Source organism: Sporolactobacillus sp. PKPK-6 (genome assembly GCF_056678885.1).
Window position 1 is genome coordinate 99,524 of the sequence record NZ_JBWXPA010000002.1, and the last position, 21,942, is coordinate 121,465.

The 21,942-nt window shown below is 42.7% G+C and carries 22 protein-coding genes and 2 riboswitches; of the genes, 6 read left to right on the forward strand and 16 right to left on the reverse strand.

Translation table 11 applies throughout. The annotated features are described in order from the left end of the window. Window positions 1-33: 33 nt before the first annotated feature. The 8 genes from AC1MBV_RS11340 to AC1MBV_RS11375 form a co-directional block, all read right to left on the reverse strand. Entirely contained in the window at window positions 34-1,020 is a 987-nt protein-coding gene (locus AC1MBV_RS11340) for a 3-oxoacyl-[acyl-carrier-protein] synthase III C-terminal domain-containing protein (protein ID WP_480948331.1), read from the reverse strand. A gap of 82 nt (window positions 1,021-1,102) precedes the next feature. Next, the gene (locus AC1MBV_RS11345; RefSeq protein WP_480948332.1) at window positions 1,103-1,432 is read right to left on the reverse strand and encodes a hypothetical protein; all 330 of its coding nucleotides are present in this window, start codon (window positions 1,430-1,432) and stop codon (window positions 1,103-1,105) included. A gap of 65 nt (window positions 1,433-1,497) precedes the next feature. Next, window positions 1,498-1,580: riboswitch (cyclic di-GMP riboswitch) on the reverse strand. Window positions 1,581-1,703: 123 nt separating this feature from the next. Then, complete coding sequence (locus AC1MBV_RS11350) at window positions 1,704-2,606, reverse strand: VanZ family protein (RefSeq protein ID WP_480948333.1); 903 nt, start codon at window positions 2,604-2,606, stop codon at window positions 1,704-1,706. A gap of 380 nt (window positions 2,607-2,986) precedes the next feature. Then, window positions 2,987-4,576, reverse strand: a complete 1,590-nt coding sequence (locus AC1MBV_RS11355) for an APC family permease (protein ID WP_480948334.1) — start codon at window positions 4,574-4,576, stop codon at window positions 2,987-2,989. Between the two features lie 548 nt (window positions 4,577-5,124). Further along, entirely contained in the window at window positions 5,125-5,643 is a 519-nt protein-coding gene (gene tpx, locus AC1MBV_RS11360) for a thiol peroxidase (protein WP_255749686.1), read from the reverse strand. Window positions 5,644-5,765: 122 nt separating this feature from the next. Next, complete coding sequence (locus tag AC1MBV_RS11365) at window positions 5,766-6,224, reverse strand: MarR family winged helix-turn-helix transcriptional regulator (protein WP_370645880.1); 459 nt, start codon at window positions 6,222-6,224, stop codon at window positions 5,766-5,768. A gap of 159 nt (window positions 6,225-6,383) precedes the next feature. Next, window positions 6,384-7,796, reverse strand: coding sequence for an MFS transporter (locus AC1MBV_RS11370; protein WP_255745307.1), 1,413 nt, complete (start codon window positions 7,794-7,796; stop codon window positions 6,384-6,386). A 488-nt stretch (window positions 7,797-8,284) separates the two neighbouring features. Beyond that, the gene (locus AC1MBV_RS11375) at window positions 8,285-9,514 is read right to left on the reverse strand and encodes an IS256 family transposase (RefSeq protein WP_155217839.1); all 1,230 of its coding nucleotides are present in this window, start codon (window positions 9,512-9,514) and stop codon (window positions 8,285-8,287) included. A gap of 442 nt (window positions 9,515-9,956) precedes the next feature. On the opposite strand from AC1MBV_RS11375, the gene AC1MBV_RS11380 reads away from it, so the two are divergent. The 5 genes from AC1MBV_RS11380 to leuD all read left to right on the forward strand — a co-directional run bounded on the left by AC1MBV_RS11380 (window position 9,957) and on the right by leuD (window position 14,720). Continuing rightward, a complete protein-coding gene (locus AC1MBV_RS11380) occupies window positions 9,957-10,091 on the forward strand; it encodes a hypothetical protein (protein WP_255745308.1) in 135 nt (44 codons plus the stop codon). Window positions 10,092-10,362: 271 nt separating this feature from the next. Then, on the forward strand, window positions 10,363-11,526 hold the full coding sequence (locus AC1MBV_RS11385; protein WP_255745310.1) for a 2-isopropylmalate synthase: 1,164 nt from the start codon (window positions 10,363-10,365) through the stop codon (window positions 11,524-11,526). Between the two features lie 38 nt (window positions 11,527-11,564). Further along, entirely contained in the window at window positions 11,565-12,656 is a 1,092-nt protein-coding gene (gene leuB, locus AC1MBV_RS11390) for a 3-isopropylmalate dehydrogenase (RefSeq protein ID WP_255745311.1), read from the forward strand. Between the two features lie 31 nt (window positions 12,657-12,687). After that, window positions 12,688-14,097: a 3-isopropylmalate dehydratase large subunit gene (leuC, locus tag AC1MBV_RS11395; protein WP_255745312.1), complete on the forward strand. Its 1,410-nt coding sequence runs from the start codon at window positions 12,688-12,690 to the stop codon at window positions 14,095-14,097. 32 nt (window positions 14,098-14,129) lie between these two features. After that, complete coding sequence (gene leuD, locus AC1MBV_RS11400; RefSeq protein ID WP_255745314.1) at window positions 14,130-14,720, forward strand: 3-isopropylmalate dehydratase small subunit; 591 nt, start codon at window positions 14,130-14,132, stop codon at window positions 14,718-14,720. A gap of 207 nt (window positions 14,721-14,927) precedes the next feature. Here leuD and thiE read toward each other — a convergent pair whose 3' ends face one another. From thiE to AC1MBV_RS11440, 8 genes are all read right to left on the reverse strand, one after another. Further along, window positions 14,928-15,584 carry a thiamine phosphate synthase gene (gene thiE / locus AC1MBV_RS11405; RefSeq protein WP_255745316.1) on the reverse strand — a complete coding sequence of 219 codons (657 nt, stop codon included), beginning with the start codon at window positions 15,582-15,584 and terminating at the stop codon, window positions 14,928-14,930. After that, entirely contained in the window at window positions 15,577-16,389 is an 813-nt protein-coding gene (gene thiD / locus AC1MBV_RS11410) for a bifunctional hydroxymethylpyrimidine kinase/phosphomethylpyrimidine kinase (RefSeq protein WP_255745317.1), read from the reverse strand. Before thiD ends, thiE begins: the two co-directional genes overlap by 8 nt. Next, window positions 16,386-17,198: a hydroxyethylthiazole kinase gene (thiM, locus tag AC1MBV_RS11415; protein WP_255745319.1), complete on the reverse strand. Its 813-nt coding sequence runs from the start codon at window positions 17,196-17,198 to the stop codon at window positions 16,386-16,388. The genes thiD and thiM overlap by 4 nt, the downstream gene beginning before the upstream one ends. Continuing rightward, entirely contained in the window at window positions 17,173-17,883 is a 711-nt protein-coding gene (gene tenA / locus AC1MBV_RS11420; RefSeq protein WP_255745321.1) for a thiaminase II, read from the reverse strand. The genes thiM and tenA overlap by 26 nt, the downstream gene beginning before the upstream one ends. Before the next feature lie 79 nt (window positions 17,884-17,962). Beyond that, window positions 17,963-18,061: riboswitch (TPP riboswitch) on the reverse strand. Between the two features lie 76 nt (window positions 18,062-18,137). Next, a complete protein-coding gene (locus AC1MBV_RS11425; RefSeq protein WP_255745323.1) occupies window positions 18,138-18,365 on the reverse strand; it encodes a DUF896 domain-containing protein in 228 nt (75 codons plus the stop codon). Between the two features lie 159 nt (window positions 18,366-18,524). Next, window positions 18,525-19,340: a lipid II flippase Amj family protein gene (locus AC1MBV_RS11430; protein WP_255745327.1), complete on the reverse strand. Its 816-nt coding sequence runs from the start codon at window positions 19,338-19,340 to the stop codon at window positions 18,525-18,527. 43 nt (window positions 19,341-19,383) lie between these two features. Continuing rightward, window positions 19,384-19,890 (reverse strand): hypothetical protein, encoded by a 507-nt coding sequence (locus tag AC1MBV_RS11435; protein WP_255745328.1) that lies wholly within the window; start codon window positions 19,888-19,890, stop codon window positions 19,384-19,386. 98 nt (window positions 19,891-19,988) lie between these two features. Then, window positions 19,989-20,900, reverse strand: a complete 912-nt coding sequence (locus tag AC1MBV_RS11440; protein WP_480948335.1) for a proline-specific peptidase family protein — start codon at window positions 20,898-20,900, stop codon at window positions 19,989-19,991. A gap of 197 nt (window positions 20,901-21,097) precedes the next feature. On the opposite strand from AC1MBV_RS11440, the gene AC1MBV_RS11445 reads away from it, so the two are divergent. Beyond that, window positions 21,098-21,934 carry a hypothetical protein gene (locus tag AC1MBV_RS11445; protein WP_480948336.1) on the forward strand — a complete coding sequence of 279 codons (837 nt, stop codon included), beginning with the start codon at window positions 21,098-21,100 and terminating at the stop codon, window positions 21,932-21,934. Window positions 21,935-21,942 lie beyond the last annotated feature (8 nt).

Consider the following 21,942-nt stretch of genomic DNA (forward strand, 5'->3'; position numbering starts at 1 on the left):
CTCAGACTTGTTCGTGCATCTATAAAGGATTATTCAATAACGTATAAGAACGGCTATGTTTTGTGATCCGGCACCAATCGTCCAGAACATGACATAGTCACCTCTCTTCACACTTCCTTGGCTCAGTGCTTCGTAAAAAGCAATAAACGGACTGCTCGCTCCCGTATAGCCATATTCATTGCCAATAAAGAGTGAGCGTGATTCATCAATGCCGAGTAATTTTCGAAGATCAACAATATTGGCATATGCATACTGAGAGAAACAGAACATACTCACATCATTTGGTGAGAGTTGGTTTTCCATAAGCAGTTCGCGCATGTTCCTTGCAGCTGAATCAAGCGAGACATTTTCAAAGGGCTTCCATTCAAGCAGTCTTTCATTCTTTGATGCTTCACGAATTCTAGATGCTCCGCCACTGGGAAACAGAATATTATTATGTTCACTCGAATTAATCCGGCATCTTGCGCCAAGAAATCCTCGATCTTCTTTTGTCTTCTCTAATATTATGGCACATGCAGCATCGCCAAAATGCCCATAACAAAGTTCATTATCCGGATTAACGACTGAATTAATGTAATCTGATCCAACAATTAAGGCACGATTAACGTTTGGTGAGAGTGCCATATATTTTGCTGCATTCTCAAATGATAAAATCATTCCGGCGCAATTTCCATTAAGATCAAGACAGACGCATTCAGGTTTACCACCGATAGCCTGGTGAAGATGAATGGAGCTTGGCGGCACAGTATTTTCCGGAAAAAAGCTGGCAAGAACGATCAGATCAAGATCAGCACCACTGATTCCAGTTTTATTCAATACTTTGTTAGCTGCGGTTATCGCCATGGTCAGACTGTTCTCTTTTTCTGAGTCAATCAAATACCGCTTATCCATTCCAATAATATCTCTGAAAAAATGAGTATAGTCTTTTCCTTTTTGCTTAAAATGGTTGATGTATGTATCATTGGAAACAACTCTTTCTCCGTGATACATTTCAATCCCTAATAAGTTCACATTGATCACAAGTGCACTCCTCCATGAGCCAAAGATGATTCATTGATCGAGATAAGATTTTTATTGCAGCACCTAAACATCTATCTTTCTATCAAAGCAATTTGAATTGGGTAAGCCCTGCTTCTTTGGCTAACCGTTTAATTTGCATCTTAACAACTGCGCTCTTTCCCAAGTCCATGGTTATGTTCTGGAAACCCATGTCCTTGTACATTGCAATAATATTAGTGAGCATACCAACCATTTCTTGCGATGATACTCTTAGTTTGGAACCATCCAGCATTAGATTACATGTTGGTGGATTTACTTGGGCAGCGGCTTTTTTGAATTCTTCAATATACCCAGATGCATCCTCCATTGTAAAAACGCCTTCACACATGACACTGATGTCGTTACCTGTTGTCACTACACTGTATTTCCCCATCATATAAACCCCCACTATTTATTAACAAAAAAAGCCGTGACATGTTGATCACAGCTTCTATGTCCAATGGTAACCCGGCTGTCTTTGCTTTCGCATTAGACCCGTGGCTTTGCGTCCTAATCTTTCGGTTAGTTTGCTTTTGTCAGTTATTCAATTGGTAATAATTATCAATTTTTAATACTATTGTATCGTATAATTTTTTACGATATTAGTTAAGAGTACTAAGTATTGGTTCTTTTTTCACATTATATTTCGTAAATACATTGCAACTTTAACGAACAATAACAATGTCTGCAATAAATGTGGTAGGAAGTTGTTTTCCCCAAACACGAATCTTCTCATGTTCATTGAATTGCCGCATTCGGTTCAACGATATTTTCTTTAAAGTGATTTTAGATAAATTACTATGGTCTGTCTCCTTCTCCAAATACAATTTTGTCGATTTATCAATCGAAATGGTTACCTGCATACTCCCCTGATCAGGATCTGTTTTCATAATTAAATCATGCGTATTCCCACGAAGAAATGATCCAGTGTATTCAGGAATACCAAGAGTGACACCGATCATGTCTCTGTTGATATTTGCTGATCCGGCAAGCGTCATTCCATCATTATTAAATAAAAACAGGCAAAGGCTAATTAAAAGAGTCATTAAAAAAATACGCGTGTTCCGATTTATGTGATGCATGGAAAACCATTCACATAAAAGATGCCAAAGCGAGAAACCAAGTATACTTCCCAAGACATGTAGAATCAGATCATCCACATCACTGCGTCCGGTCATTGATGCATATTTGACCAATTCAATTGTAAATGAGATAGCAAAGGAAATGAAGATAAATTGCTCAAATTCCATCGACTTTTTTCTTAGTGTCGGCACAAGAAAGCCCATAGGTATAAAGAATGCAAACGACTGGAATGTACGCAGCAAAGCGGTTTGATAACCGGGATCACGATGATCTGATAAGTAAAACAGAGTATTGATCCGATTCATCGGAACCCAATTAATAGAACGAGAGTTTCTCCAATCCAGACCATGCTCAAATAGATTAACTTTTAGCAGAAAATACAAGTATATAAGAAACAGCAACCATAACATGAATTTAAAGAAGAGATGCAAATCCATCCATTTTCTTGCTTTAGCCCAATCATTGACTTTCAATCTATGAATCATTTTGCTTTCCCTTCCTTTTCATCCATGTGCTGAATATGCTCCTTGATTACATAATAAGTTTGCACTTTCACTATCAACTCAGATTTCGTTCTTGTCAGTAATAATAGAGTTATTCCCTGTTTTTTGAAAAAATGTACATAGATGTCCATTTTATGCGTATGGAATCAATTAGTGTGATGAAATCCACTGCACATGGAATAACTCCTTTCTGAACACTATTAAAGCATTCAAAAAGGAGCTTTCTGTTGAAAAAATTCTTATTTATTTCTTAAGATTTTTCTGTTAAGGATTAAAGACAGGTCGTTGAACTTAAAAAGGCATCATCTTCTCTAATCGAAGTGATGCCTTTTCCTTTATTCATAGCAAATTGATTTTATAATCTAAACGTTCTGCTTACGCATAGCATCCTCACGTTTTTTCAATTGTTCAGTCTGCCAGCCGCTTTTAATTCCCCAAATATAGAAAAGATAACTAAACAAGGAAATGACAAGGAAATCACAGCCAAACGGTATAAGGTCAATTCCGCCAAATTTGCTGCTGCCAAGCCAAGAAATTAAAACCATAAATCCAAGGTAAACCAACAGCCATATTCCCGCTTTAAGATCCTTCATGAAGCCTTCAAAGTGGTACTTCGCTTGATAATAAAAATAAATAGGCAATCCGATCAAAATAATAAAAGTAACTTTTCCTGTCAACGGCCAAGTTGCCCAATAATAAATCATTGAAGCCGCAATAAAAGCAATTGGAGCAATAATATGCATACCCTTGATTCGAAGCGGACTGCTCATATCTCGACCGAATTTTCGAAATACCATGACGCAAATCGGTCCGGTAACGTAAGAAATCAATGTGGCGACTGAGATGACACTGGCAAGCGAACCCCAACCGCGAAACAAGAATAAAAAGAGGTAGGAAACGCCAAGGTTGAGCCACATTGCTGCGCGAGGCACGCCGAACGCACTATTCACCTTGCCGAAAATATGTGGAAAAAACCCATTACGTTCCATGCCGTAAATCATCCGAGCTGTTGTTGCCGTATAAGTGATTCCTGTTCCAGATGGCGAAATGAACGCATCTGCAAACAACAGAAGAACAAGCCAATTAAGGCCAAGAGCCATCGCTAAATCGGCAAATGGCGAGCTGAGATTAAGATGTGCCCACCCATGGGTGAGCATCCCAGGAGTCACTCCACCGATAAACGCGACTTGAAGCGCCACATAAATCACCCCGGCAATCAGTATGGAGCTGATCACCGCAATCGGAATCGCTCGTCCCGGATTTTTCGCTTCGCCGGCTAAGTTGATCGGACTCTGAAATCCGTTAAATGCGAATACGATACCAGAGGTTGCGACAGCAGTCAAAACACCTGACCAGCCGTTTGGCATAAATCCGCCATATTGAGTATTAACAAAATTATGTGTGTGAAAACCGGCAAGTACAACACCAATAATCGCTGCCGATGGGATAATGAATTTAAAAACGGTAATTACTGAATTGACCTTCGCAAATAATTGAATGGTGAAATAGTTTAATAGAAAGTAGACAAAAACAAGCAATGCAGCAACTAAAAGGCCGGATCCGGTCAGCTCCGCTCCGTCATATAAGTGATGTGCCCATTCAAAGTTCCACGAACTTAAGTATTGTGTTGAAGCGACCGCTTCAACAGGGATAACGGAAACTATAGCAATCCAGTTTGCCCATCCGGTGATAAAGCCGACCAGTGATCCGTGAGAAAATTGTCCATAACGAACCATTCCGCCGGCAGCCGGAAACATCGATCCAAGTTCCGCAAAAGTGAGCCCGATAAATAGAATTAGTACCATGCCTATGATCCAGGAATAAATAGCTGCAGGTCCTGCAACACTAGCCGCTTTCCATGAGCCAAAGAGCCATCCGGAACCAATAATTGATCCCAGTCCTGTCATCGTGAGCGCAAATGTACGCATTTCGCGACGCATGCTGTTTTTCATAATGTACACACACCTTCTGTTTTTTCTCTATCTGAATAGCACTATGTGTGTGACTCTCATCGCTTTCCTAAACTTTACTAGAAATGAAATGGTCCTCATTTAATTGCTGACTCTGCTTTCTTGTTGATAAGCAAATACTACCGTTTTGAACGAAATCGGTTTTCGAAAAAAGACAAATTCCATGTTCTGTTTATCTTAAAACACACAATTTGTTTCTCAGGATCAAATGAGATATCTGAAGCCCGATCGTGGGTTTTTTGTTCCTTTTTTCACAAAAAACTTTTGTCCGTTACCATAGTAGCGCAAATCGACTGACCACTGATAAAAATAGTTCATTTGTTTGCTAAGATCACTTGAGAAGTCACACGCACTTTTTGAGTTATAAAAAACATTATAACGGATTATGAACAATTACTCAAAATGTTACATAAATTAAGTACGTTTATTTGCAGAAAAAAACGTGCTTTATCAGCACGCGATTTGTTATCACTTATCTTTTTCATGTATTTTCCACATTGACATGATTCTATGCAGTTCTTTAAGAAATTTTACAGAAGTGTTTTTACAGCGCTAAGAGCAGCGTCGTAATCCGGATGCTCAGTCATCTCTTTTAAATACTGTACATAACGAATCGTATTGTTTTTATCGAGGATGAAAATCGAACGCATATCAAGCTGCAATTCCTTGATCAGGACACCGTAGCTTTTTCCAAAAGAATGGAGCTTATAATCCGAGAGTGTATCCAGATTTTCAATCCCTGCTACCGTACAGAAACGACTCTGCGCGAATGGCAAGTCTACAGAAATTGTAAGTACAGCAACTTGATCGCCTAATTCTGCGGCAGCTTCATTAAAACGTCGCGTCTGCGCATCACAAACCTTTGTATCTAATGAAGGTACAACAGATATGAGTTTGATCTTATCTCCATAATCTGAGAGGCTTGCTTCTTCCATAAGATCTTTATTAACAGTAAACTCCGGTGCTTTATCTCCTGCCTTCAACTCAGGTCCGATTAATGTAATAGGGTTTCCGCCAACTGTTGCAACTCCGGTACGTTCTTCACTCATGTAAAAAACCTCCAATGTATGTTTTTTTGTTGCTTTCAATCCTTTTGTACTTAATTTTTAGCAGGCAGCACCTCCTTAAATTTTGCGAAATATAATTTCGCGAAATTTTTATGTTAAAAAAATTATTCACTTGGTCTGTTTTCACTAAAATTAGCAACGTGGTTGGTCAATATTTTGATCTTCTCGTTTAGTTTTTGTATCTCTTCCATCGTCATTCCACTTGATTGTGCCAGTGCTAAAGGAATGCACACAGCCTCTTTTTGGAGTGCGGTACCCTGGTTCGTCAAATGGATGTTCACCACTCGCTCATCTTCTTGAGTACGCTCCCGTAGAATAAGTCCTTTCCCTTCCATTCGTTTGAGCAGCGGTGTTAAAGTCCCGGAATCGAGTTCCAGTTTCTCACCCAATTGTTTCACAGAACGTTCACTGTTTTCCCATAGTACGAGTAAAACAAGATATTGAGGATAAGTAATTCCTAACTTCTTTAAAAGTGGCTGGTACATGCGTGAGATTGCACGTGAGCAAGCATATATGGAAAAGCATAAATGATCTTGAAGAGAAAACACTGGTTCCAATGACATCCCGCCTTATTAATTTTTCACAATTAAATTGTACACAATATTAATAGTAACTTCAATTTTTTTGATTTTCCTTTCATTATTAAACACAAATAAGCATCCACCGCTTAAAACTTAAACGATGAATGCTCATAATCACAACGAATCATTACTGATTCCATGTTATTTAAGAATTTGCAGCTTTGTTTCTGGGCCCCACATAACTGTTAAAAATGCAACGATTGCAAGAAAAATACCGATAAGAATAAATACAGAGAGAATGCCTTGATTGATGAGCAGCCAAGCAACTGCATAAGGCGTCACGATGGTAAAAAGTCGTCCGACAGCCTGAGCAGTTCCATTCCCACGCATACGAATCTGCGTTGAAAACAGTTCAGGCACATAAATTGAAAGTCCGACAGCCATGAGAATATAGAGACATACCGTCATAAGAAATCCAACCGTCATGATTGCAATCGGTTGATGCTGGAAGGCGTAAATGTAACCTAAAACGGCCGTCATAACAAATGCGCAGACAATTATCCATTTCCGACCAATTCGATCAACCATCATACGGCCAATCAGCGCACCGATTGGAGCACCAATCATCATGAGTGCTGTATAGCCGAGCGATTTTGAAACGGTAATACCACTGTTTACGAGCAGCGTCGGCACCCATGTGACGAAAGTATACGCTGCGGTGTTGATCGCAGCCAAGATCAGACATCCGAGAATGGTACGCCTGATCATTGTTTTACCAAATAGTTCACGATATCGTCCCTGCTTTGTAACAATCTGATTAACTGAATTTGTATCTGAATGCGCAGCACATATTCCTTTTTCCGCAGCCTCCTTCTCAAATAATTCGACAATCTGTTCCGCCTTTCTAAATTTTCCTTGAGAAAAATACCATCTCGGAGACTCAGGGAGACTGCGTCTGAAATACCAGACAATAATTGAGAGAACACCGGCAATTGCAAACATCCATCGCCACCCAATTGATGGAATAATCATGAACCCGAGAAAGGTAGCGATCGGGGCGGAACAATTAGCAAATACAGATAATCCGCCAACCCATTTTCCACGTGAACCGGCAGGCACAAATTCTGCTAGTAAAGCGAATCCCGTGACGATTTCAGCACCGAGACCTATGCCGCTGATTCCTCGAAGCACGATGAGTGTGGTCATATTCGGTGCAAAAAAGCTTGCGAGCGAAGCCAATCCAAAGATTAATAGATTGATTTGATAGGCAAACTGGCGTCCTTTCCAGTCTCCGATAAAACCTGTAATTATTGATCCAATAAACAAGCCGATAAATGTTGTCGAAATAAAAGTCGCGTTCAGTGCAAGCGACGACCACCCGGTTTGCACGAGCTGCCCAAGAACACCTCCTGCCAGGTAAACGTCAAAACCATCAAGCACCATTCCTAAGGTGATTAATGTGAAAATGCGATACATCGTTTTGGTCACGGGAAGATTATTAATGCGCGCTTCTAGTTCCTGTCTCTGCTGCTCTGAATAATGATCCTGTTCCATTTCATTAGTCTTTTGTTTGCTTCGTACCTTTTGACTGATTACTGCACCTTCCGAATTCATAACCAAACATCCTCTCTTTTTTGATCATCCTGTTAAGCGATCATTCTCTCTCTGATTTTCTCTGAATTGTTCAATAAAACTAAATGAGTCTTCCTATTTGCGGTTTTTCTGCCGCATATCTCCCCTCTCTGCACATAAAAGACAAAAAAAGTGTAAAAAAATAACCCATTCATGAATGAATGGGTAGTAAATACTAATCTTTTGTCCCACACAGAACATGAACAGGACACGAATCCTCCCGCTGCGTTCCGTACGGTTGCTGTGTCCTACTAATGAATGAAGTTAGGCTGCGGCAAATCAACTAGCCCTTGCAACAATTCAGTTAGCAGGTTTTGCAATCGACGGAACATGCTCATTGGTAGGCTTCCTTTCACAACGTTTTTTCGAGTAGTGTCAGTCTACTCCTTGCAATTTACATTTGTCAACAGCATTCTGAAAAAGGTCAAGTCTTTTTTCTTGTGTAAATTCATCTCGGTTAGAACAGATCATTAACTGGGATAAATCGTCGTCACTTTACTCGATTTTTCCGATTGATGTTGCTTGGCTTTCCAACTAAAATACTCATTCATTTTCAGATAGCAGCGACTCGACCACTTCTCATTCTGCTCCATGAGCAGCGAACCCATGATTCGGAGGATTGATTCACGATTGGGAAAGATGCGAATCACCCGTTCGCGACGACGGAATTCTTCGTTGAGGCGCTCCATACCGTTTGTTGTGCGTAGACGGCGACGATAAGGTTCTGGTAGGGTGAGCACGGCGGTCACATCATCAAAAGCAGCTTCGACAAGCTCGGTTACTCGAGGGACCTTTTCTTGATACGTCTCTAGAAACGATTGGAGTAAGGTCTGAGACGTTTGGACATTGGGTGCCTGAAGGATCGCTTTCACCTGCTCGGTGCCCTCGCGCTTGAGGGACTTCGGGAGCCGATCGTGCACGTTGCGTAGAAAATGAGCCTGACACCGTTGCCAAGTGGCTCCCTGAAAGGCTTTTTGGACCGCCTTGACGAGACCGCCATGATCATCACTCACCACGACATCAACGCCTTTCAAGCCACGAGCTTTCAGCCAGTCAAAATAGTTTTTCCAAGCGTCCGTGCTTTCGCTGTCATCGATTTTCAAACCAAGAATGGTTCGATAGCCCAGATCATTGATTCCATAGCTGATCAGGACACCTCGGGAGCGAACGCGCCCATCTTCACGCACTTTGGTATAAACCGCGTCAACAATGAGAAAAGGGTAGTTTCCCTTCAGTGGACGATTGTTCCAGCCCGAGACCATCGGATCCAGATGTCCGCAAAGATCTGAAACGGTCGTTTTCGAAAACTCCGTGCCGCAAAGTTCTTCCGTAATCTGACTCACCTTGCGTGTTGAAACACCGTTGATGACCATTTCCATCAAGGAGAGGACCAGTGCCTGTTCACTGCGCTGATAGCGATTGAAAAGATCCGTTGAGAAATGACCATTACGCAGTCTGGGTACATCCAGTGTGAGCGTTCCTACACGTGTCTTCAATTGACGCGGATAAGAACCATTTCGGTAATCGGTTCGGGCATCGCTGCGTTCATATTTTTCTGCTTTAAGCTGTTCACTGGCCTGAGCTTTTAACACTTGATTTAAGATCGCCTCCAAAAGGGCGTTCATTCCTGATTTTTTCGCATCACCAAGAAATAATTGATGCAGAAGTTGTTCATTTAGAGTAATCTGTACTTGAGCCATCCCTGAGTCTCTCCTTTAGAATTTGGTTTTCGACAACTCTATTCTAACTGAGATGATGGGCTCCGGCTCATTTTCTATGAAAAAAATGAGAGAGAGAAGCGAGGAAGAAGGATCTCGCTGTTTTCCCGGAGGGGGGCCGGCCCCCCTCCGGGAAAACAGAACACCCACTCGTCATTTTTCTCTCATTTAGATCCCCCTTTTTACACAATTATACGGCCTCAACTCTGAAAAACAAGTGGTTAATATTTTTTAACACAAGAACAATTAATCTTTTATTTAATTTTACATTTGAATTGAAATGCATTCATGTCAACAGTTACAACCAACGTTCATGATTAAGCACGCTCTATTTTTCTAAAGAGACTGTTGACAAAAAAATATATCTCTGTATTATTGGGAGCACAAACATTTTTTACGACAACTTAAACGAATGAGTAAAGCAATGAAAAGGAAAAAGCGATCAGATGAGAAGCTTGCAGAGAGCCGGAGTATGGTGGAATCCGGCAGCCTCGCTGATTGCGTACTCGCCTTTGAGCGCCGATTTGAAATGCATCTTAGTAGAATCGGCCAAGTGTGACCGCACTTGTTATCAAAACAGACATTCCGAATCATCGGATTGCCGTTGAGTCGATATTCATGAGAATATCGAAAAGCCGGGTGGTACCGTGAAATGAGTCCATACAAGTCCTTTCACCCCTGCATCTGATCGTTTTTTGCGATTAGTGCGTGGAGTGAAGGGACTTTTTTATTTATTTCGATGCGCCGAGAATTCAGCATTTTCGGATTCTCTGACTATAAAAAAATGCGCAAAACCAAAACAGAAACAATTCAAGGAAAGGAGAACGAAAATGGAAAAGGTTGAAATTTACGACACAACACTCCGTGACGGAGAGCAATCCCCAGGCTGCAGCCTGAATGAACATGAAAAAGTGCAGGTGGCTCAGCAATTGGAACGCCTGAATGTGGATGTCATTGAAGCCGGGTTTCCCGCAGCATCGCCTGATGACTTCAAAGCAGTTCATAACATCTCGAATATCGTTAAAAACAGTACTGTTACCGGTCTTGCCCGATCAAAAAAGGCTGATATTGATGCGGCATGGGAAGCCCTGAAACAGACCGCAAATCCACGCATTCACGTGTTTATAGCAACATCACCGGTACACATGACCTATAAACTGCGCATGAAGCCTGAAGAAGTTATGGAAACGGCAGCCGCATCGGTCAGATATGCACGCCAATACTTTCCACAGGTTGAGTTTTCTTGTGAGGATGCCACCCGCAGTGATTATGCCTTTATGTCACGAGTCGTCCAAGCGGCAATTGAGGCAGGTGCTTCAATTATTAATCTACCGGATACGGTGGGCTACTGCTCTCCTCAGGAATACGCAACAATGTTTCAATATGTTAAAAAGCATGTGCCGAACATCGATGAAGTTCGTCTTTCCTGCCATTGCCATAATGACTTAGGTATGGCCACAGCAAATACGCTTGCCTCTGTTAACGCAGGCGTGCGACAAATTGAATGCACCGTCAATGGTGTCGGTGAACGCGCCGGTAATGTTGCACTTGAAGAAATCGGTGTCGCGCTTCATGTTCGCCAAGACTTTTACAAAGTGAAGACCCAACTGAAACTTGATGAAATTGCAAAAACGAGCAGAATGGTCAGTCAATTAATGAATAGCCCTGTATCAGCCACCAAAGCAGTTGTCGGTGCCAATGCCTTTGCTCATGAAGCTGGGATCCATCAAGACGGCGTATTAAAGAATCCCAAAACCTACGAAATCATTTCACCGTCCCTGATCGGCCTTGATTCCGGAACGCTCGTGCTCGGCAAACATTCCGGACGCCACGCTTTCAGAAACAAGGCGATCGAAATGGGTGTTCATTTAACAGATCAGCAGATTGATCAATCTTTTCGAGAGTTTAAAAACCTCGCAGATCAAAAAAAACAACTCACAGATCATGACTTTCGATCACTTTTTTCCAAATATGAGAAAACGATGGCGCGTTAATACAGCCAACAATTTCAAGATAGAGAGAGTTGATTCAAATGACAAAAACTATTACTGTTCTGCCCGGTGACGGCATTGGTCCGGAAGTTACTGGATCTGCAGTACGCGTCCTTCGTTCCGTCTTGGACAAGAGCAGGAATAAGATCCGATTCGTGGAAAAGAAAATAGGCGGAGCTGCCATTGATGCTTATGGAACACCGCTTCCTCAAGACACTATTGATCAATGCAAGCAGTGTGATGCGATCCTGTTGGGGGCCGTCGGAGGACCAAAATGGAATCAGCAGTCTATGAAGTTGAGACCGGAGCAAGGCCTGCTTGGCATCCGGAAAACAATGGGCTTATTTGCCAATCTTCGTCCGGTAAAGGCCTTTCAGGCATTGATTCATTCCTCACCGATCAAACGTTCATTCGTTGAAAATGTCGATTTAGTCATCGTACGCGAATTAACCGGCGGTCTCTATTTCGGTCGTCCAAGCGAACGTCGAGGGACAAATAAAGAACAAGTTGTTGATACACTCGCCTACAGCCAATTCGAGATTGAGAGGGTTGTCGAAAAGGCTTTTCAATTGGCGATGAAAAGACGTAAAAAGCTAACTTCGATTGATAAAGCAAATGTATTGGAATCCAGCCGAATGTGGCGTGAAGTCGTAAATGAAACGGCAAAATGCTACCCGGAAGTAGAAGTCTATCATCAGCTCGTTGATTCAATGGCGATGCAGCTGATCACCAATCCGGCCCAATTTGATGTACTCGTCACCGAGAATATGTTCGGCGATATATTAAGCGACGAAGCATCCGTGATTACCGGCTCCTTAGGCATGATGCCTTCTGCCAGTCTCAGATCCGATAAAGTCGGTTTGTACGAACCGGCTCATGGATCAGCACCGGATATTGCCGGACAAGGAAAAGCGAATCCACTGGCAACCATTTTGTCGGCAGCCTTACTCCTTCGCTATTCGTTAGACATGGAGCAAGAAGCAGCGCGAATTGAGGAGGCTGTTCGTGATGTTCTGAACCAGGGCTACCGTACGTGTGATCTGCAGACAGGGCAACAGGATGAGAAAGTGTTAAATACAGAGGAAATGACTGATCGAGTGATTAACGAGATAAATAAGGCAACGATTGCTTAATAAACCAACATTTTACGAGGAGGAACAACATATGCAGCCCCGCAATATTATTGAAAAAATATGGGATCAGCATCTGATTCATAAAGAAGCCGGAAAACCGGATTTACTTTATATCGATCTTCATCTTGTTCACGAGGTCACGTCTCCGCAAGCGTTTGAAGGTCTTCGTATGAATCATCGAACCGTTAGACGCCCGGATCGAACATTTGCAACCGTCGATCATAATGTCCCGACATCAGAAAACAGAGAAACAAAAGATTCAGTTTCAAAGATTCAAATTGAAACGCTGCAAAAAAACTGCAAGGAATTTGGGGTTGAACTGGCTGATATATACAGTCCTTATCAAGGCATTGTTCATGTCATCGGTCCGCAACTCGGTCTGACGCAGCCTGGGAAAACCATTGTCTGCGGAGACAGCCATACCTCAACTCATGGCGCATTCGGTGCCATCGCCTTTGGGATCGGCACGAGTGAAGTGGAGCATGTTCTTGCGACTCAGACCTTATGGCAGAAACGTCCGAAAACGATGCAGATCAAGGTCAATGGTAAATTGGGAATCGGTGTAGGTGCCAAAGATTTGATTCTCGCGATTATTGCTAAATACGGTATTTCAGTGGGAACCGGACATATCGTCGAATATACGGGAGAAGCAATTCGGGATCTGTCAATGGAGGAACGTATGACCGTTTGCAATATGTCTATTGAAGCAGGCGCAAAAGCTGGTTTAATCAGTCCCGACCAGACCACGATTGACTATTTACGTGGCAGACGTTTCTCACCAAAAGGAGCCAAGTTTGATAAAGCTGCTCAGAAATGGCTGGCGCTCGCAAGCGATGACGATGCAGCCTACGATCGTACCATTGAAATCAATGCTGCTGAAATCGAGCCTCAAGTCACATGGGGAACCAACCCCTCAATGGGCGCTTCAGTTAATGATACGGTTCCGGATCCGGAAAGCTTTGACACGGAAGACAAAAGGCAGGCGGCAAAAAAAGCGCTCGCTTATATGGATCTCAAGCCGGGAACACCAATACACGCTATTCCAATTGATGTTGTATTTATCGGCTCCTGTACCAATAGCCGGATCAGCGATCTGCGCCAGGCTGCAGAAGTCGCGCGAGGAAAGCATGTCCATGAAGGTGTACGTGCATTGATTGTACCGGGTTCCTATGCAATTAAAAAACAGGCTGAATCTGAAGGTTTAGATCAAATTTTTAAATCCGCCGGTTTTGAATGGCGTCAAGCCGGATGCAGCATGTGCCTGGCAATGAACGATGACATTGTACCGGCAGGAAAGCGCTGTGCATCGACATCGAATCGTAATTTTGAAGGACGTCAGGGTACCGGATCACGCACACATCTTGTAAGTCCGGCTATGGCAGCAGCAGCAGCAATCAGTGGCCATTTTGCTGATATCCGTTCGTTTGCTGTTGCCCAATAAAATAATGAAAAATAGATTTGGAGGAACTAAAAATGGAACCCTTTCAAACGTTTGAAGGACTCGTCTGTCCACTTGATCGTACGAATGTAGATACAGATCAAATTATTCCGAAACAATTTCTGAAACGTGTCGAACGAAAAGGCTTCGGCTCCTGTCTTTTCTATAATTGGCGCTTCGATGAAAATGGAAACAAAAAAACAGATTTTGTTCTCAATCAGCCAAAGTATACTCAATCATCCATTCTTGTTGCTCGTGACAATTTCGGTTGCGGTTCGTCGCGGGAACATGCGCCATGGGCACTTCAAGATTATGGATTCCGAGTGATCATCGCGCCAAGCTTCGCTGACATTTTTTATAATAACTGTCAAAAGAACGGTATTCTTGCCATTCGGCTTGGCGCTGATCTTGTGAACAAACTTATTCAACATGCGACTCAAGAAACATTCAGGCTCACAGTGGACTTGAAGCAACAGAAACTATCAGCACCGGGCTTCGATGAATCCTTTACTGTTGATCCTTATCAAAAAGAACTGTTGCTGAAGGGCTTGGACGAGATCGCAATCACCATGACCTATGAAAATGAGATCACTGCTTACGAAAAAGAACAAGAAGTCGCTCAATAATGAGATAATAATCTTCCACCTCCTAATTAGGAGGTTTTTTTAATTTAAGTCTGCCACTCAACACGGGCTCTCTACATGCATCAACTCATGCTCATTCTTGAATTCGTGGATAGAGTCCTTGGTTTCTCCTAGCGTCACACAGTAATAATAAAAGCAGAACATTCTTCTAAAACGAATGCTCTGCTCAAATTGACACTTCAATTAGAATCAAAACACATTCAATTCCGATAAAAAGCGGTCCACTGCTTTAGCAGGATCGGCACTTTTTGAGATGGCTGATATCACGGCGACTCCTGCTGCACCTGCTGAAAGAATGGTGGGCACATCATCTGGTGTTACACCCCCGATTGCAACCATAGGCAACGGGTAGCCTCCTTTTGTGAGCTCTTTGAACAGTTCACTGCCTACAGGCGACTCCGCGTCGGCTTTTGATTGTGTCGGCTTATAAGGACCGATACCAATATAATCAGCACCGTCGGCGCGTGCACGCTCAGCCTCCTCAAAAGAATGGGCAGAAACACCCAGCCACATATCTGCTCCAATTCTGTCCCGGACTGATTGTGCACCCTCGTCCTTTTGCCCAACATGCACGCCATCGGCTTCAAGCTCCAAGGCCAGTTCCACGTCGTCATCAATAAAAAAAGGAACATGATAATGATCACAGAGCTGACGCGCATCATGAGCAAACGCTATCCGTTTCATTCCTTTCAATGAATGAGGTCCTTTTTCTCGCCATTGATAGCAGCTGATTCCGGATTTCAGTGCTATTTCCAGCGTCGTCAATGGATCATAAAGACCCACATCCTGCGATCCCATGACAAAATATAGCTTTAGTGCTTGATTTAAATGTGAATCATCACTCATTTTTGCCACCGTCCTCCCGTAATGACCAATGCGCAACCGGCCCATGACCATGGCCGATTTCGGGTGCTTGAGCAATTGCACGTGTCAGAAGCTGTTTTGCAGTGCGGATGCTTGCCTCTAAACTATTGCCTTTAGCCAATTCTGCCGTAATTAAAGAGGATAGCGTGCAACCGGTGCCATGGGTATGCGGTGTATGAATGCGCTTTGCTTCAAGCCAAATCGTCTGATCCTTTGTTACAAGACAATCACGTGCCGTATCCGGATTTGCCTCGTCATGGCCGCCTTTCAGCAGCACCGCTTTTGCTCCGCGTTTGATGATTTGTTTTGCTGCATGTTCACGGTCTAAATTCGAATGAATCGTCAGCTCGGACAAGACTTCAGCTTCCGGAGTATTCGGTGTAATTAAATCTGCAAGCGGCAGCAATTTTTGGCTGAGTGTTTCAATGGCTTCAGGAGCGACAAGATAGGCTCCGCCCTTTGCGACCATGACTGGATCAACAACAAGAGGATGCCAGCCATAACGGCAAATCCCCTCTGCAACAATCTCAATCCGTTCTGCATCGACAAGCATGCCTGTTTTAACAGCAGATATGCTAAAATCATCGGCTAATGATTCCATTTGCTGAGCAATTGCTTCAACAGGCAAGGGGTAGACCCCCTGAACACCCTTAGTATTTTGCGCCGTGACCGCCACCACCACCGACATGCCAAACACGTTCCGTTCTTCAAATGTTTTTAAGTCAGCCTGAATGCCTGCTCCTCCACCACTGTCTGTTCCGGCAATTGTTACTACCTGCGGTCTCATGAATGCATCACTTCTTCAAAAGCGGCATAGTGAAGAATTTTATCTTCGTTTAACAAATACAGTTCATCCATTAATTGCTGACGGAACGAGCCGGGGCCGACACATTTTTCACCGGCGAGTTGACCCGCAATTGCGTAGTTAATTGAGGCGGCAACCGATGCCTCTAGATAATCTGACGAAACGGCAGCATAGGCAGCTTGAATAACACCATTTAAACAGCCTGAACCGGTCATATAGGGAAACAGCGGATGACCGTTTTGTATACAATACGTCTGTTGCCCATCTGTGATTGTATCTACAGCTCCAGATACCGCTACAACGGTGGACCATTTGCTTGCAACGCGTTCTGCTATCGCCAATAGATCACCATCCCCTTCACCGGCATCGACCCCTTTTGCTCCCCACTTTTCACCGGCAAGTGCGGCGATTTCTCCAGCATTACCGCGGATAATTGCAATGTCCAGCTCAGTTAGCAGCTTTTGTACCGTTTGAAGTCTAAAATCAGTTGCACCGGCTCCAACCGGATCAAGAACGACAGGAACACCCGCCTGATTTGCGGCATGTCCGGAAAGAAGCATACTCTTAATGGAGTACGGAGTGAGGTTCCCTATATTCAGTTCGAGAGCTCCGCTGATTGATGCAATCGATTCTACTTCTTCATGGGCTTCGGCCATGATCGGCGATGCACCAACGGCAAGGGCACCGTTTGCTGAATCATTAATAGCCACACGGTTGGTAATAACATGTAATAAAGGTTTTTGTTCTCTTACTTTCTGCATCAAATCAATGAATCGCTGAATTGAGATCATTGGCACGTTCCTCCCCTTCTTGTTTCAACCAATCATTTAACGATGCACCCATTTCCCAGAATTTAAGTTCATAGTAGCTGCTTTGCATGAAAATATGAATCATATCATGACGTTCGGACTCCGTTGCATTCTTACTTACCTCATCCCATAGTTCCCGCTCAATGCCTACATTTTTTTCTATGTCCTCACTGCTATATTCAGCAATCCATTCTTGAAAAATCTTTGCCTGTGGTCGTGCATCTTTTAATTGCAGTCCGATTTCATAGTAGAGCCAAGGGCAAGGCATCAATGCGGCAAGCGTATACCCTAACTTTCCTTTGCTTACCACATGATAGAGATGGCTGATATAGGCGTAAGCATCTGGAGCAGGCTGAAACGCCCTCCATTCCTGGTCACTGATTCCAAGTTTCTGAAATACACTTTGATGAAGCTGCAGTTCTCCTTCAGCCAAACCCAGTCCGATTTTAAGCAGCTTTGCAACACTTTGTGCATCATCCGTCTGTGCTGCTGCCCTACCGTGAAGCTTGGCAAACTCGCGCACATAGTACGCATCTTGTTTGATGTAAAAGCGAAATTGATCAGAAGCTAACGTTCCATTCTTAATCCCCTGCACAAACGGATGATTGAAACTCCTATTCCATAAATCATCGCTAAACTTTCTTGCAGCATTTGAGATACCCTCCATACCATCACACTCCTTAATAAAGACAAAATTAAAACCGCTTTCGTAATGAAAGCGGTTGATCACCCTGAGTGAAAAGCTGGATTTCGATCAGCCACTTCCCTACGCCGGCATCACCCGGATCAGGTTCAAAGGGTCTTGACGAAGTCAATCTCAGCTTAACGCTCCCCTAGTGGATCACTTATTTAATTGATTTTATCATAGCATAAGCGCTTACATCATTCAAAGAATAACGTCCGAAAATTAAACACGGGTGCTTACTCTTGATCAAATGATTCACGCAACGCTCTCGCTTTTTTCGGTGTGATGTCCTTTCCTTTTGGATCAACCACCTTAATTTGAGAAAGTTGCTTTTTAAACCGTTGACGAAAATTTTTCAAATACTGTTGCCGAAGCTCCGTCTGTCGTTTTTTTTCTTGTATGGTTAACGGCCTCTCTCTTGAGAGACGCGCCAGTTGATTAATTTCGTCGATCAATGCACTCATTTTTCCGTGAGCCACTCCTTTTTAAATCTCTTGTAGCATTATCGCATACCTGTCGACACGATTTCAAACCATTTATTATTAAATCTTAGACACTACTTTTTAATGATTTTGATCATCTGCACTTTTCTATCTATTTTTACCTGTTTGTTTCGAATTCAGTTACATTAACCTCGCAAACCAGGCGACATAGTATGCGGCCGGAATAAAGATTGCCTGAGCTGCCAAGGTTCCAATCAATTTTGAACTGATCATCGTCAATGAATAGCTTTTTAAATAGATGTATCTGCTCTCTTTCTTAGCAACGCGATCAGCCAGTACAGAAGCTTTAGGATCAATAAACAAGGTGAGCAAAATGGTTGCAATGCCGTTAATTATTCCTGAAGACAGAACTGCTGCCTGCCCGTAATCTTTAGGAACGAGTAATGACGCATATAAAGAGGCAAGAATACCTACCGAATAGACAGCTGTGATCACAACATTAATGACAAAAAGTCGTTTCGGGATTGTTTGATAAGTGATCCCTTTTAAATCTTTAAAATGAGGCAGACGTACATAACTAATGAGTCTCTTCATGCCTTTGACATTGCTCCACTTCGCAAACAATGAGACGATCGATCCTCTTTCATTTGCCAACTGAATAATTGCTCGGGAAAAGACACCGATAAATGTCGGAAACAGAACAATCCCTAATATGACACCAATAGAGACAACAATGAGGAGAATACGATATTGTTCCTCGATAAACATCAGCTTTGTTGCAGCCGGCGCATCAGCAATTAGCTTTGCCGTGAGCGGTTGTTGAAACATAGTTGAAAACCGGGAAATCAGAACGATCGTGCTGAAGAGTGAAATGGCAGTCGCCATCAGTTTAACTCGTACGCCAGAAATTCGTATCGAGTAAGCAAGCGTTTCGATCATTGTAACCACAAGTAAAAGCAGTGCGATAATCATCAGTCTGCCGGTGATAAGAGACATACAGGTCGCTCCTTAAGAAACACAAAATTATGCATTAATCATGTCACTGGTTCAACCATTTGACAACTTGTTTATTGATTTTTTTTTGTAATGCTTGGGCGGCCGCCTGTCGGTTGTTGACATTCAGCACTTGATCCGCGTACTCTTTTGGAAACATTTCCTTAATTGAGTCTGTATATTTGCTGCCGTCTTCAGCCTCTTTATAACCAACAGCTTTATAACCGCCCTCTACTTTTTTTAATTTGAGTCGTACAGGAACTGAGCCGCCGCTTACACTTTCAGTCTTTGTATCTCGATTGAATCCCTCATAAAGATAGTAGAGGTAAACGTCGATGATTCCGCTATCTTTTTTTCTCGCTCCGTATAGTTTATGTGCTTCAAATTGCTGCTCGGTTTTTTCAAAAAGCGTTTTGTTATGAGCTAGGATGTAATCTGATATAACTTGATCCATCGGTTTTGTTACCTTCACAGGTTTGCCTTGATCGGAACAGCCGGTAATTAATAAACTGCTGACGAGAAAAAAAATGAACCAATTGATTTTCTTTTTCACGTTTTCTCCTCCTTTTGGAAAATAATAACATAAAAACATTGCATATGTTGCAAAAAAATTGATCCGCCCTTTTACTGGCGGATCAAAATGTTTATCTCTCAATCATGAAAATGATCGTTCTCAACATCTTTAATAAAGGTGGCGAGATGATCGAAATAAACCGGGGCGTTATCAATCATATGATGGTGTCCGCCTTCTGGTGTAGTCGCAAGTCGTGCATGCGGAATCGTTTTCGCCATGCGCCTTGCAGCTGCCAGCGGCATTGTTTCATGTTCGCCAAACGTAATTAGCGTTGGCACGGTAATGTTCTTCAATTGATCACGTACATCCCATTCCTTTAGCTTCCCGGTAACAACAAATTCATTGTCTCCCTGAAACGCGTTATAGACAGGAACCGCCATCGTTGGGGACAGATGCGAAATGGCCTTCGGCTGCTTGCGATCAACGTAGCCGTCGTTTAAAATATCCACATAACCTTGGTAACGATCATTATCATAGTCATTAGTTGCTTCACACTGTTTCATAAAAGCAACCGCGTCGGCAGGCAGCGTGTCCTCGCGGATTTTGTTGATATTGGCAACATATTCATCGATATTATCCGTCATGGAGGAAATGATGGCTCCTTTTAAGTGCTTACCGTATTTCAACGCGTACATTTGGACAAGCGCGCCACCCCAGCTCTGACCAATCAAATAGAAATGATCCAATCCCAATTTTTGCCGTACCTCTTCGACTTCATCAAGAAAATAGTCATAGGTTAAATACTTCTCAGCAATCTTAGGATTCGAGTAATCCGGTTGATCCGAATACAAGGAGCCAAGCTGATCGTACATATGAACCTGAATGCTCAACCCTTGCTCTGCAAGCTTCTCTGCAAAATTTTCATAGTACTCATGATTGCCGCCTGGTCCTCCATGCAAACAGAGTAAATGAATATCGCCGCTTCCTTGGGTATTGGTCCATAAATGGTAACCATTGTCGAGCGTTATAATTGTTGTTCCTTTTTTCATCAAATCACCTGATTTTTCCATTAATGATTTTATAATAGCATAATAGCACGAATAGACTTGATAAGCTAAAATTCCTTATTTTTCATTTCGACACGTTCTCTGGCAAACAATAATCAATTTTATTATTTTCAAGATTTGAATCCATTGTTTTTAACTTATCCATTTAGGGAATTAATTAAAGGAAAGAAGGGATAAACATGAAAAAGCTGACGTTTATTGCTGCATTCCTGCTCACAGTTTCATTGATAGCCGGTTGTACGCAAGACACTGGAGACGGAAGTGCATCAGTGCATCAATCTTCATCAAGTCAGGCAGACAGTTCTTCGTCAAAAGCAAGCAGCAGCTCTAGTGTGCAAGATAACGCGAACAGCAGCACCGCGACGAAAAATAAACCAGAAAAAAAGCAAGTATCCGAGAAAACAGGCACACTGCAAAAGACGATAATGGACGTTAAATCTCTATTAAAAGGTCAGGCCCAACCGCTCCTTCCGCAAAAATTGCCAATTGAAAATGGAAGCTATATTTCAGCTGTCGTGAAAAATCAAGCAAGTGGGTATACGGTCACATTTAAACAAACCAGCACCCCTTTAAAGGTCAATGATAAGAGACTGTCAACAGCAAAAACAATCGCAGTGATTACTAGGCACACCTATTCAAATGAGGCTCAAGCTGCCAAACAGATGACGTATCATAAATATGGAAGTTCTGATGGTCAAGCTGTTCCTCTCGGACATCAGATTACAGGGTATGCCGATGCGGGGGCAGGCACTGCAGGAATCTCTTGGAATGAAGGACGATGGACACTTGCATCTTTATCGCCGACTTCTGAATCCGCAAAAGGAGAACAATTAGCGCGGTCTATCGTTGACTATTTAGAAGTTCATTCTCTGCCTGTTCCTCATCAATACGGCAGAGTTCAGACATATACAGATAATCGCCAGAGTATGATCCGATGGCAAGATCGAAGCTCAATTTATGAACTAACCGGCAACGATCCATTGGCGCTTCTAGCAATTGCCGTATCAATGAAATAATCATGAAT